Source organism: Sulfolobus tengchongensis, assembly GCF_036967215.1.
GTDB lineage: Archaea > Thermoproteota > Thermoprotei_A > Sulfolobales > Sulfolobaceae > Saccharolobus > Saccharolobus tengchongensis_A.
Genome location: NZ_CP146016.1, coordinates 1142030 through 1155651, shown reverse-complemented (window position 1 = coordinate 1155651; position 13622 = coordinate 1142030). Strand labels below are relative to the sequence as shown.

Annotated in this window: 13 protein-coding genes; 3 read left to right on the top strand and 10 right to left on the bottom strand. The window is 32.1% G+C overall.

Going from position 1 to position 13622, the window contains the following annotated elements; genetic code table 11:
- Positions 1–4 precede the first annotated feature (4 nt).
- The 4 genes from V6M85_RS05465 to V6M85_RS05450 all read right to left on the bottom strand — a co-directional run bounded on the left by V6M85_RS05465 (position 5) and on the right by V6M85_RS05450 (position 2370).
- A complete protein-coding gene (locus V6M85_RS05465; RefSeq protein ID WP_422398120.1) occupies positions 5–775 on the bottom strand; it encodes a tetratricopeptide repeat protein in 771 nt (256 codons plus the stop codon).
- Positions 776–897: 122 nt separating this feature from the next.
- A complete protein-coding gene (locus tag V6M85_RS05460) occupies positions 898–1728 on the bottom strand; it encodes a gamma-glutamylcyclotransferase (protein WP_338603990.1) in 831 nt (276 codons plus the stop codon).
- Entirely contained in the window at positions 1728–2018 is a 291-nt protein-coding gene (locus V6M85_RS05455; RefSeq protein ID WP_338603988.1) for a hypothetical protein, read from the bottom strand. The genes V6M85_RS05460 and V6M85_RS05455 overlap by 1 nt, the downstream gene beginning before the upstream one ends.
- Positions 1996–2370 (bottom strand): NfeD family protein, encoded by a 375-nt coding sequence (locus tag V6M85_RS05450; RefSeq protein WP_338604629.1) that lies wholly within the window; start codon positions 2368–2370, stop codon positions 1996–1998. Before V6M85_RS05450 ends, V6M85_RS05455 begins: the two co-directional genes overlap by 23 nt.
- 35 nt (positions 2371–2405) lie before the next feature.
- Between V6M85_RS05450 and V6M85_RS05445 the strand changes: the two genes are divergently transcribed.
- Together V6M85_RS05445 and V6M85_RS05440 are read left to right on the top strand one after the other, a co-directional pair.
- Positions 2406–3731, top strand: a complete 1326-nt coding sequence (locus V6M85_RS05445; protein ID WP_338603985.1) for a thermopsin family protease — start codon at positions 2406–2408, stop codon at positions 3729–3731.
- A gap of 24 nt (positions 3732–3755) precedes the next feature.
- Positions 3756–4559 carry a slipin family protein gene (locus tag V6M85_RS05440; RefSeq protein ID WP_338603982.1) on the top strand — a complete coding sequence of 268 codons (804 nt, stop codon included), beginning with the start codon at positions 3756–3758 and terminating at the stop codon, positions 4557–4559.
- Positions 4560–4591: 32 nt separating this feature from the next.
- Here the strand turns inward: V6M85_RS05440 and V6M85_RS05435 are convergent, their stop codons facing one another.
- From V6M85_RS05435 to V6M85_RS05410, 6 genes are all read right to left on the bottom strand, one after another.
- Positions 4592–5680, bottom strand: a complete 1089-nt coding sequence (locus V6M85_RS05435) for a DNA double-strand break repair nuclease NurA (RefSeq protein WP_338603979.1) — start codon at positions 5678–5680, stop codon at positions 4592–4594.
- Positions 5677–6366, bottom strand: coding sequence for a hypothetical protein (locus V6M85_RS05430; protein ID WP_338603977.1), 690 nt, complete (start codon positions 6364–6366; stop codon positions 5677–5679). Before V6M85_RS05430 ends, V6M85_RS05435 begins: the two co-directional genes overlap by 4 nt.
- Positions 6353–9388: a hypothetical protein gene (locus V6M85_RS05425; RefSeq protein ID WP_338603975.1), complete on the bottom strand. Its 3036-nt coding sequence runs from the start codon at positions 9386–9388 to the stop codon at positions 6353–6355. Before V6M85_RS05425 ends, V6M85_RS05430 begins: the two co-directional genes overlap by 14 nt.
- A gap of 4 nt (positions 9389–9392) precedes the next feature.
- The gene (locus tag V6M85_RS05420; RefSeq protein WP_338603973.1) at positions 9393–11000 is read right to left on the bottom strand and encodes an ATP-binding protein; all 1608 of its coding nucleotides are present in this window, start codon (positions 10998–11000) and stop codon (positions 9393–9395) included.
- A gap of 291 nt (positions 11001–11291) precedes the next feature.
- On the bottom strand, positions 11292–11879 hold the full coding sequence (locus V6M85_RS05415; protein WP_338603971.1) for a DUF5591 domain-containing protein: 588 nt from the start codon (positions 11877–11879) through the stop codon (positions 11292–11294).
- Positions 11851–12735 (bottom strand): hypothetical protein, encoded by an 885-nt coding sequence (locus tag V6M85_RS05410; RefSeq protein ID WP_338603968.1) that lies wholly within the window; start codon positions 12733–12735, stop codon positions 11851–11853. The genes V6M85_RS05415 and V6M85_RS05410 overlap by 29 nt, the downstream gene beginning before the upstream one ends.
- A gap of 329 nt (positions 12736–13064) precedes the next feature.
- On the opposite strand from V6M85_RS05410, the gene V6M85_RS05405 reads away from it, so the two are divergent.
- The gene (locus V6M85_RS05405; RefSeq protein ID WP_338603965.1) at positions 13065–13598 is read left to right on the top strand and encodes a hypothetical protein; all 534 of its coding nucleotides are present in this window, start codon (positions 13065–13067) and stop codon (positions 13596–13598) included.
- Positions 13599–13622 lie beyond the last annotated feature (24 nt).

The window sequence follows — 13622 nt, the reverse complement described above, 5'->3', positions numbered from 1 at the left end:
GTATTTAACTTTGAGAGCTATCTAATTCGTTAGCTCTTCTTATATCACTATAAGCTTCCTCTTCTCTTCCTAACTTCATTAAAGACTTAGCTCTTCTCACGTACGCTTTCCTATATGATGGGTTAATATCTATCGCTCTAGAATACATTGTTACTGCTTCTTCTAATAATCCTTTACTTTCCTTTATTTCTCCTAGATTGAAATAGACTTCAGCATAGTATGGATTCAGATTAATTGCAATTTCCAAATCATTCTCAGCCTCCTTATAGTTTCCTAGTTCCCTTTGTGTTAATGCTCTATAAAAGTAAAGTTCGGCATCGGTTGGATATTTTTCTATAGCTATGCTTAAATCTACTAAGGCATCACTATACTTACCCAACTTAAATTCTGCTATTCCTCTTATTTTGTATATTATTGGGTCTTCATCACCTTCTATCATTTTTGCTTCTTCTAAGGCTTTTTCATAATTTTCCAATTTTAGGTAGACTATTGCTTTTAATTTTTTAGCTTCTTTTGAACTATCTTTATCAAGATATGATAAAGCGTCTCTATATAATCCTTGTGCGATAAGTACCTTAGCAATACCTACTTTGTCATCAGCCTTCTGGAAGTTTTCAAACGCTTCTTGCATCTTACCTAATTCAAAAAGTATTTTGCCTTTCAAGGAATAGGCTTCTTTCAAATTTGGTTGATGATTAATTAATGTATCTAGTATTCTCAATGCATAGTTTAAATTTCTATTCCTATACTGTACATAAGCTTCTTCTAAACTCAATATACCACATTATATAATTTACCTTATTCGGCAAAATAAGCGTTTAATCAGTTCCTGCACGGTTCTTCATAGATCATGAGACTGGCCAATCATCATCAGAACCGAGTTCGTTCTTCATCTGGTCAAGTCTTGCCAGGGTCATCATTTAACCCTGTACTTACACAATTATTTCCCCATCCTCTCATTATTCCTTCTTTTATAATTTTAATATATTCTTCACTAGGTTTCTTTCGATCTTCTTTAAAACTTGACACATACGCATATGCAAAGTACTCTTTTCCATTTTTATCATGCACTTTCACTACTTCTCTTAGGTATTTTATTAAATGTTCTTCAGCTCTATCAAGCGAGTTTAGAGTGTGAAGAAATACCTTCTGCACATATCCGCATATTATGCCATTTTCGTCTTCTATTAAATTCGCGCAAAATCCATATTTACAAGGTATATTGAATATTAGTCTATAACCCTTTAAGTATGCAGGAACTTCGCTTATGATTAAATTTACTCCACGCTGTTGTAGAATATCTTTATTGGTGTTCTCAGCATATGCAAAATAATTTACAATTATAGGCATTCCACTCCACGCTGAGTAATCCCCATTTTCTATTCTTTCTCTATCATTAGTTATTTCTCGATTATATCTATAGAAATTTACGTCATCTAAGTAATATTTTCTTCTCTGATCAAAATAAACTCTAGTTTTTTCTCTTACATATAAATCGTCTGGCGCCCCCTTATAGTCTTCAACCTCATCTAGGAACTTAATTAGGTTGTTATCTATCTCATAAACTTCTCCCCACACTATTCCATCCCCCTTAATTATTCCGGGATAATTACCCAAATCGTACATCTCATAACCTTCTATATACCCTAGACCAACGAACCTGGATTTAGCTATTATGTGATGTAACTCAAAACCGTATCTTAAACTTCCATATACGAATAGATACATTAATAATCACCTAAAATTGTCTCTAGCCAAGGTTCAACTTCTTCTATGGTTAAAACTTTTATTGGTTTTTCATCTTCCATAAGAGTAGTTGATTCGTAATAGGCCATTCCATCTCTTATCTTAAATTTTATAATATAATATCTTTGTCCAGTAACTCCTTCTTCTCCTCCAGCCTCTTCTATAGGAGGTGGGTAGAATATTGCCATTAATTCCTCTCCAATAAGCCTGCTTTCGAAACCTTTTTTGCTTAATACGTCAATTAACTTCTCATACTCTATTGGTTTCAACATCACTTACCCTCCTTTTCACGAGTAATTTTAATCCTTCTCTCTTCACTACTATTACTTCTTCATTTTTTCTTATATCCTCTAAGGCTAGCGCTTGCCAATACTCACCTTCAACTATGACATATCCTTCCTGGCCCGCTTTTATATCGTCAACTGCTTTTCCCACTTTCCCTTCATAAGAATATAGGTTTCTTCCTCTTGTTTTTACAACTACGTTAATAACCCGATATGTTAAAAAGCCCAACAACGCTAATGAAGGAATATCTATTATCGGATCAGATATGTAACCAGTTATAACTAGTACAGCAATTAGAATTGCAATGACTATAAGTGTAATTGCTAATGGATGTGCCACAGATTTTTTATTAGTTATATTAGTATATATTTGTGATGTATAAGGCTCTTCTCGTAATAATTCTATTATTACCATTATCCTTACCCTTAACAATGCCCACTTCTTCGCAAACTCCCATTTTAGCCTTCCCCTCTGGTATAGCGAGCTATCCGCTTAACACTGTAATTTATACAAATTTTGTAGAAGGAGAGATAAATATTACATATCTAAAGATAGGGAGCTCATACTTACCAGGTGGACAATACTTCACAACAGGTAATGCATCCCTTCAGTTGAACGCTATGATTCTAGGAAAATATTGGGCGCAAAACGTTATTTTATTTCACCAAATCTCAAATGATACGTTTTATGCTACATTGATAGTGAATCTTTGGAACCTATCTGGTCCTTTTGCTAACGTTACTAATAACTCATTTACTTATCAAGGCCTTGGTATTGTTTGCTATCAAGGTCCCACATTTAAGGTTAATCTTCCTCTTTCAATCAGACTATTTATGGATATTGTTAACTCTACACTAGAATTCGGTTATGATATAAATGGACATGAGGGAGTATATTACAAGTATCCAATTTTGGGGCTATTTCAGTTGGGCGGACTATCCTTAATTGGATTACCTAATGATTTAGAGTTAGTATGGGGAGGGCCAGGTGGGGGAAGTTTAGTTTATATGAATGTAAATGCTGTGTCTAATTTATTCTATTTTAATGGTTATAGATTAACTATAGTTCCCGATGCTTATTCAATTGGGTTTGATACTGCTGAATCTGCATATGGAGTTAAGGTGATATCAAGTTTTCCTAATATATACTCGCCTCTTGCAGTAGAATTAAATGGCACTAACGTCCCCTCAGTTCTATGGCCAATTCCTCCTCATGTATTAGTTAATCAGTCTAATAATAGGATTATTGTGAAATTAACTTTAGAGAATAGATCATTAGGCGGACAAGTAGTCTATTTAGAGACAGGATTTCCTCCTTCAGTAACAGATTCAGCTATAACTAATTCTTCTGGGTTTGCTACTTTTAGCTATGGGAATTATTCGTTTTACGTAGTTTACTATCCTGGAAATTATACGTTATCATCAGCTTATTACTTCTCTTCTCCTACACTTAATTCACTTTTAAGTAAGTTCCAGACATATTATCAAAGTTTGTTAAACTTTCTTAATTCTGCTCAGAATTCTTTCAAAAACGGGATAAAGTCGATATTGAATAAGCAGGAAACTTCTGTAACAACTACCACTATAACTTCAACTTCTAGTTCCTCTCAATTTAGTGTTAATATATATATCATAATTTATGTGTTAGCTTTTGTAATAGGCATGGTTATTTCAGCAATATTAATAAGGTTCAAATTATAGTTATATATTTAGAGGTAGTAAAAAGTGGCAATTAATGTAGGAGATATTGTAGGTATAGTGTTTCTATTCATCATCATAATCATATTTATAGCAATGTCATTTAGAGTAGTTAGAGAATGGGAGAGAGCTGTAGTATTAAGGTTAGGAAGGTTCTTAAGAGTAAAAGGCCCCGGCATAATATTCCTAATACCCTTTGTCGATAGGCCTATGATAGTTGACTTAAGAATAAATACAGTGGAAGTTCCCCCACAGACCATACTAACTAGGGATAATGTTACTGTAAGTGTAGATGCTGTAGTATATTATAAGGTAATTGATCCTCAAAAGGCGGTGATAAGCGTATATAATTACAATGTAGCAGTTTTGAACTTGGCTCAGACATCTTTAAGAGACATTGTGGGTCAAATGGAATTAGACGAATTATTAAGCAAAAGGGAGGAGATCAATAAGAGGCTTCAAGAGATTTTAGATGTGACAACTGAGGGCTGGGGAATTAAGGTTACCGCAGTTACCATAAGGGATATCAGATTGTCTCAAGACTTATTAACAGCCATGGCTAAACAAGCAGAGGCTGAAAGATTGAGAAGAGCTAAAGTTATATTAAGTGAAGGTGAGAGGCAAGCTGCAAGTATCTTAGCTGATGCGTCTACATATTATAGAGATAATCCGACAGCGTTGCAATTAAGGTTTTTGGAGACTCTTTCTGACATATCACAAAGGGGAGGGTTAATAATAGTGGTTCCTGCAGGAAACGAGATATATCCGACATTAGGTACTACTGTTGCTCTATCAACTCTTTCAAAAAAATTACAAACTGAAAATAAATAATTCAGTTGGACTAGGAACCTTCATCTTTTCAGTTATGTTGGTTTTCTCATCATTAATTCTATCAATCTATCGTTTGTACTTAAATAATCTTTTCTAGCTAGGTTAAATAATAAGGCATATTTTTTAGCATCTTGAGAATCTATTTCTGAGAGATCATCAGCTAATTTATTCAAAATAGTTACTTCTTTAACATTAGCTATAGCCCATGTATTTAGGTATTTGATAATTTCTACGTTAGGCTTTGCCTCGTTTAAGACGTCTATTCTGACTATAGGTGATGTCATATTGTATTGGTAATATAAAGAATATATAGATAATGTCCCCAAATTTTTCTTATATTCTTTGTAGGCTTTGGCTATACCCTTTAGATCATCTAATAGTTCACCGTCTATTAACGAGTCCCAATTTATCCATCCTAAAAATATCGGTTTATGTAATTCATTTTTTTCCAGTCTATATTTATACACGATATTTGTTATTATGTAATTTTCTCTTGCCTTGAAAAGAGTTGGATAGCTATTTATCAACTCCTTTATGAGAAGTCGATGTGAAAAATTCTTTACTATACCCATTACGACTTTTTCTTTACTTTTTAGTTGTTTAAGTACTAGTGAACGATAAAGCGTAAATTTATTTAATGATAAAATGTTTTCAACTTCTACGTCCTCTTCATAATATACTGGGGGATCTATGATTGGTCCATCAATAAATACTATATTGCAATCGTGACATTTTTCAAGTAGTTTTGTCTCAAGGCTTAACATTAACAAAATAGATTTATTTGATATAATATTTTTATCATAATAATTTTCAACTATTCTGAATTCTTCTGTAACTTCGGAAGGAATACTTTTCTTATCTCTTTTTTGCCCTATCACTTTCACAGCTCTAGCTAGAATTAACGTTACATCACTTAACTCTATTTCGTACTTACTTCCATCTACGCTACAGGCCATGTGGTCAATATCGTGTGTTTCATCATAGAAACCTATTTCCATGTTGATATTTCCAGATTTTATATCATCGTAAATGAGATCTATTGCAGTAGCTATCTTGCTTCTCTCATCTATGTCTCTATTTGCTAATTCATTTATTTTTTGTATTATATCATTTAAATTCAAATTTTCACCTTAATTACTATATTTTTATCAATCAACATTTTAATGATTTTCGCAATTATATCAGCATTCTCTCTATTAACCCTTATTTCTCCCTTATCTATTAATTCTATAAGTAAATTCACTTCTGTTTCATTTAAGTTTATCTTTTTCAATTCATTTACTATAATATTATATAATTCCTCCATATGTTGCCTTGCTTGTTTTTCAATTTCATTGAGCTTCGATAACGATTTATCTGTTGGAATATTGAACGTTCTTACTTCTTTGGGTATCTTAAGCAAATGGAGAAGTATTTTAGCAAAAAGTTTAAGTCTTTCATTGATCTGCTCAATATTCTTTATTTTTTCAGCTAAAATTTTATCTAGTTCCATATTTATATCCTTCTCTAAATTCTCTATCCTATTCTTTATTTTTTCAGCTAATTTAATTATCTCTTCGGCGGAGTCTAGCTCATATAATCTTTTAATATCCTCTTTTAAATCGTCTATTTTTTCTTCATAACTCCCTAACTCTCTTGATTTCTTCTCTAAGATCAATAGTTTCTTAAGGAAATCTTTAACATCCTCTTTAGTTTTCTCTAACTCTTCTATTAATTCTCTAACTCTTCTATCTTCTTCCTTAATTTTTTCTATATCTAAGGTTTCCTTGTAGTATCGTACAGTCTCTATTAATTCAATTAATTTCATAGCTTTCAATCACCTCTTTTATTTCTCTTATAAGCTCCTCAATTTTCTGTTTGTTTCTCTCAATATTTTCCCTAAGCTTAGGTAGTTCAGGACTTATCTTTTCCAATTCTTCAATTATTATGTTGAGGTTAATAATTTCTGCTCCTATTTTTCCTAATTCTGAGATCTCTTCAACTACAGTTCCCTTTAACTCTTCTATTCCATTGATTGTTGTTCCATTTAGGACCTCTCTTAATAATTTGAATAGTAAGAGGTAAAGATTTGAATTATTGTCATCTACTCTTATCGTAGCTAATAAATAGTCAAGATATTTCTTAAAGGACTCTGTTTTACCCTTCTCGTTAATAATCTGAATTTTTTCAGCCAATTTTGCCATAGTGAGGTCAAAATGATCTTTCAATTCACGCATTATCTCATTTATTTTCTCAACTTCCTCTATATTATCGTCAATTTTAACGTATTTTTTGGCTTTATTAATTATTTCTAATCTCTTTAATATATCTGCACGTATTTCTTCTACTTCATTAATAGCTCTTTCAGTTTCTTTCAATAGTTCTAGATAAAGGTTTGATAGGTAAAGGTAAGCGTAACATAGTCGGATATCTTTAAAGTCCACACAGTTTCTTTCATATATGTCTATAATTTCTCTCATTTCTGTTAAACTTCTTATAGCAGCTCCTCTTCTCTTCGCTGTAATGAAATATCCATAGCGTGAATATGGGTTATCCAATTTTTCCTTAATTTTCTTTATTTGTTCATTCAGCTTGCTAAAAATTAATTCCTTATTCATATATTTTGCTATCTCACCAGTTACTATTGAGGAATATACAAAGAAATCTAAAGTTGGATTTTGGCCAATTTTTTTATCCGGGCTAAAGATCTGATACGCTAATATTAATGGATTATTCTTGCTATCTTTTCTTTTAGCTTCTTGTTGGTTTACATAATACATGATGTAATTAGCAACTATCTCTTCTGCCTCATGTTTATATTTTTGCTTAATAAATCCTGCAAATAATTTTGAAAATTCAGATAAAGTTTCTCCTGCTAATTCACTAAAATCTATATAATTAGATTTAATCTTTATAATCTCGTTGCTAGTAAAGTAACTAACTACATCTTCTATGAACGTATTTGAAGTTTCAATATCTTCTAGATGAAATTGTTTACTACCATACATTCTAAATTTCTCATTTACAATATCATTTACTTTTTCGAATACCTCTTCTATGTTAGTGATTTTTGTAGATGGATAGAATATTATCCAGTTAAAAGATTGTATCAGTCTCTTATTTTTGAGTATAGGAAGTTGTTTTAAGTTAAGATTATCATTTATTTTTAATAGTAGAGTGAATATCGCATTTTTAATGTCTCCTAGTCTTAAATCTATAGAATCGTGTCTTATTTTACCTAGGTTATATATTCTGGAAAACAATAAGTATAATAACTGTCTTTTCTTAGGTGTAGTCACATTTATTTCTGTGTAAGCTATTGCTAACTCATTCAGTAAATTAATTAGCTTTTCCTTATCAGCTTGAGTTTCAACAATAATAACTCCATGTATTATTTCATTGCTCTCTTTAATTTCCTTTATTAATTCATTAACTTCACTTTCATCTACCAGTTTGGCTAAAATAATTGTTCTATCACCATTTATATTTAAAACTCTAGCAAATTCCCCAATCCTTTTTACATTATTAATCGTAACTCCTTCTATTTCCATTAAGTGTATTAGGGACTCGATTTCCTTTTCCCTATCCGCGATATAGGTGTTAACGAATTGTAGTGCTTTATCCCTAATTTCTCTAGTTCTGAAATCTACTACTAATCCTCCAATATTTGTATTAATTACGCTTTCAAAGAAATTCCAAGATAACGCATATGCCTCACTTTTAGAGAATATTTTTAGCTTTCTGGCGTTTTCCTTCACGTTGCTTATATCAACACTTTCATATACTACACGCTCTAAATCATCACTAATAAAAATATAGAAGTCATCGTCATAGTAGGTAAGTAGGAAATCTTCAATATGATCTTGGTTCTTAGGAAAAGTTTCTATCCATCTTGAGTAAGGTATTAATGACCCTTTTACCACATGTTGGTCTAATGGCTTAACTATTAATTTTTCGTCAGTGAATATTCTACTCATAAGTATTTTATATAATTTGGTAACTTCTTTCCTATCCACTTCATTCTCTAATTTAGCTAATGTATCTAATTTTACTGTATCACCTTCCGAGTTTAGACTAGTTCCCTTATCTGATCTAGCTAATTCTAAAAAAATATTATCTATATTTTTAAGATTTTTACACAGTATTTCATTAAAGAATCTTACATATTTTCTTCTTTCTTGGTCAATTACCCAATATGGCATATCCATATACTGAAGTATCGTGAAATCCTGGATTCCTACAAGCTTTAACATACATTTTAGCATCAATATAAATTCTAATTTTGAAGGGTTTTCTATATTAATTCGTCTTATTCTTTCTATAAGTGCCAGATACGTCTCCGGAAATAACGTTTGTAGCTGTCCACCAGGTCCAAATACTTTCGAATAGGCACTTGGGGTCATTGATAAATAGATTGTTGAGTCTCCACTAACGTTAGCAAGTTCTTTTATTTTACTCCAAAATTCCTTAATTTCGTGCTGATAGTCTAGAAAGTAATCTACTGAACTTTCAACTTCGTCAACTAAATATACTCCATCTTTAAAGGATAGAAGATCTTCTATACCAGTTATCAAATCCATAAAGGATATTTTAGTGACGTTAATCTTATTCCTCTTTCCATACTCTTCAATAATATCTAAGAAGGTACTTTTACCTTGTCCCCAATCAGCAGTTAACGCAACTATTTCAGGGGATTGTCTTTTACTAGCGATTCTATCGATTTCATCCTTTACTTGTTTAAAGAATCTTAATCTATCAATATAAGGGGTACTATTGCTTACGCATGAGAAAATTTGATAAATGAAAGAGGAGTCAGCTGCTGTTTCACTAAGTCTTTTAGTACAACTCACATTCTCACTCTTCTCCTAGAATCATATCAATTCTCTCTACATTCCCAGCGTATGATCCCAACCTAGGATCCCAGGGTATTTTCACTAATGTCGGACTTTTCATCACAGACATTAGTCCACTAACTATTACATAACCAGTTTCTAATGAAGTCAAATTTCTAGCTAGAGAATCTGGCAATCCACCTGAAGCTGACATCACGTATCTTATGTCTTCATGGTATATCCTATGGAAGAAGAATGTATTAACCATTGATAAAACGTATTTATCTATGAACGCAGGTCGCTGGCTTACAAGTATTAGTGAGACTCCAAACTTTCTTCCTTGTGTTGCTAATGTGACTAAAATGTCTTTAGTTAAGTTGGCATTTATGGGATAATCGTTTGATGGAATGTAATTCTGGGCCTCTTCTATGATTAACCCTAAGAACCTTTGATATCCGTTATATTTTGATTTAGTTAGATAGTTAAATAATAAACGCGCTATATAACTTACGATAAGTTGTTTAGTAAGTATGTCAACCCCCGGAGAACCTTCAGCTGAAAAGTCCACTATTGCTAATCCCTTATTTTTCCAAATTACCTCTAATGTGCTTTCTGTGAATGATGCAGAATAATTGACTAATTGGAGCCTATTTATGACTTTACTCTTAAATATTTCCAGAGCACTTATAATTCCTCTAGCAGTGCTTGTGGTAATACCAGATTCTTTATTTTGTGGCATTGCTAATATTTCATTCTTTAACGTTTCTATTCCAACGTTTGTCCCCAAAAGGCTATTATATTCTTTATTATCGTGATTTGCAAGGGCTTGTTCTAGGAAATTAAGTTGAAGCGTATTATAAGAAGATTCTCCGTACTTTAATAACATTATGAATTCTGCTAGGTCTCTAGGAGTAAACACAGATAGATCTATTGTTAATTTTACATCGTTTCGATCTTTAGGTTCTTTCAGTATGTATTTTTTTATCCAGCCTCTTCCATTTGAGACTAGATCCATATTTATCGAGGCCAAATCAGAGTAGTCGCCGTTTGCATCAATAATTATCATTGGCAGTGCCGTTACTTTATCTTTTATTTTTATATTAGAGAGAAGTTTGATTAAATATCTCATATTATAACTTTTCCCACTTCCAGTTTCTCCAAATACCCCCACATGCATTGTTATTGCGTTAAGATCTAGTAATAATGGGATATCTGAACCAGCTAGTGTTCCATACTCAATTAATCCGTCCTTGCTCTTTATGCCGTAAAAGGAAAGCAAATCTTTCTCATTTCCCATCTCGGGTAGTCTTCTTATGAATGATCCAGGTTTAGGGGTAGAATTATGATTATATTTTTTAATTAAATGTAGATTAGCTTTGATTATTGTGTTCATGTCTAAAATTTCATAAATAGAGGGTTCTTTTAGCACAGACTTCACTATATCTCCTTTTTCATCAAAGAACTCATTAAGGAATTCATAATTCTCTACTCTTACGAGCGATAATTTTTCAGAATCGTCAACTAGTAGTAATTGTCCTACATTTATTTCCTCATCAGCTCTAATCAAACCTTGCAATTCATTGGCTTCACTCTTCTGTAACACTATTCCTATTGTTTCCCCTTTTTCCATATTTTGTTAGTTACGTTAGAAACGTTTTAAAACATAAACCTTAACCTAGAGTAGAATTATGATGCACTTAATCTAATATTGAAAGTGTTTGAGTTCAGAAACCATTAAGTGGAAGTTGGTTAGAGTTAGTGCTAGGGTAACTTGGCTATGGTATTTCAGCTCTAGAGTATTCTCCTGCTCTATTTTTGTGAAATGTCATGTAAAGAAGAATAGTGTAATATTGAATCCTTTTAAGTTCAATCGGGAAATTGAGCTTCATAAATTTGCATTAAATATTCTTTAGTTTGGACTTTAAGGGTTCTTTAGACTAACTTCCATACTGATATCTTTTATTATGCTTGAGATTGTTTTAAATGATAATCTACCATATCCATGCATTTCTATTAGTACTCCAGCTTTTTTACTTGCTTTTTCAGTTATTTCATAGTGGTGTCTTGGTAATACCGCAATTAATCTTCTGTGCATTGCAGATATGTGTTTTAACGCTATTGAAAGTAAGTCAATAAATTCCTCTTTTTCATTACTTGACATCTTCGATGGTGGATAATCGTAGGAATTGAATGGATAGCAGTTTTCGAGCTCCCTAGGCACGAGTAACATAGGTTCAGATACAGAATATACCTGTACCTTATCCTCCAAGTTATATTTTTTTAGGTTAGAGTAGGCTATTTTGTGAGTTGGGGAAAGCGAATAAGGTTTCACTACAGTGCATGGTAATAATAATGCAATTTCTTTATTTGATTTCCAGTATTCTATAAAAAATCGATGCCACTTTTTCACAACTGGATGTTTAAATGGGTCTATTCCATCTTCTTTAATTATCCTATCAAAATTAGGTTGTTTAAAATAGTCATAAAGTTGTTCGCATGCAAAGCTCATTTACTTCATCCTCTAGTTCTTCTTCTGTTTGATTATCTAAATATCTTGAGTATTTAATAAGTGGATGTTCTATTTCATATTCAGAATTTAAGAGAACCCACGCGTTTATTAGACTGCGGTCAATCCAGTTATCTAGTCTTACGGTAAATGGGTAATGTGTTTTGTCAAGAAATGTTAATAACGTTTCTAACTCCGCCTCATTAGCTCTTCTAGCTCTCCAAATTATTTTTCTTTCTCCGACATATCTTTCCCCTTTTCCTGGAATCAGAACCATGCCATGAATTCCCTTAACTCTGTACGTTGAGGTATCGACACTATCTGCATTAAAGTAAACCTTTCTCATGAATGGCGATCCTGCTCCTAAGACATGTATACTTCCTCTCCATATTTTTCTGACTAAGTGGTACATTGCCACTGCCAATTTTTTATTTCCACTTCTGTTTAAAGTAGGTGGTACAATTCCGCCAAATGCTACTATATCGGTATATTGGGAATAGAAATCTACTGCTTTTTTTATTGAATCTGTGTCATAAGCGTGTATTACAGGTATTATTTTTTTGTCGAAAACAGAGTATAAGTACTCAAAGTGTTTATAATTAAGTTCTGAGGGTTTTTGGCAAGGTTTTGTCGGTATATCAAGACTCATATATCTAGTCGCATCTAGCAGTTTGTATTTCTCAATAACCTTCTGTAAATCCACTTTTATACCCTTGACCATGATCTGATATCCGCCAGAATCTACCCACGTTTCATTTTTCCAATTTAATTCATTCCAATTTAACTGATTTATCATCAAAGGTGATTTCAATTCCCAGACAGGGATTTTTAAATCTGGAATGCCTAGTATTATCTTCATCTTTCCTGTAATTGGTAATACCCATTGGTTAAATCTTTTAGTTATAATAATACCACAAAAGTCAGGGAAACAACCCGTCATCATATTTCAGTTAAGGTTGGTTTCCTCACTCATTTAACATAATATTTTAGTGATTATTATCAGTTGCGTTTTACACTGTGTGTGTTATTGTACTTTTAACTTATGTGATCAAAGGAGCAACAAGTCTTATATTACTTACATTAATAGCTTTAGGATCAAATATTATTGTTGCAAGTACTATTAATGTTAAAATTTATAGCCCTTTTCCTGTTACACTAGTTTTTTCAGATTCAAATGGAGTAAAAATTGTGAATAGCAACATTACCCTAAATTTCAATAGTTCAAGTATATTGGTTAACGCCTACGTCTTAGCACCTTATTCCTATTCCATATTTATTAATGGAAACGAAACGAATAAGGTTAATCTCAGCCTAGAAAATGTTACCTACCTTGACCTGAATGTTACTGTTATACCTCAGTATGCCTATTTAAGGGTTAATGTAATTGGAAGGGGTACAGTTTACATGGAATTATATAATGGCACAATAATATCTGTTACGAACTCTAGTCTTATCAAATTATATAATGGTTCTAGTATCTTGCTTGAAGCTGATGGCAGTCTACTTAATTGGTCAAATGGAGCTTCAAATGCCATGCTTTGGTATAATGTTAATGGGAACTCAACAATTACAGCATTTTTCGGGAGCTCAGGAGTTGTTCAATCTAATGGCAACATTAAGCCAACTATAAATTATACTGAAATAGGGCTTAGTTTATTTGCAATAGGTTTCTTTTTGTTATATAAAATATATTCCAAAAGAGATCAAGATACTAATAGTTGATAACAAATTTTAAATGTGTGTATT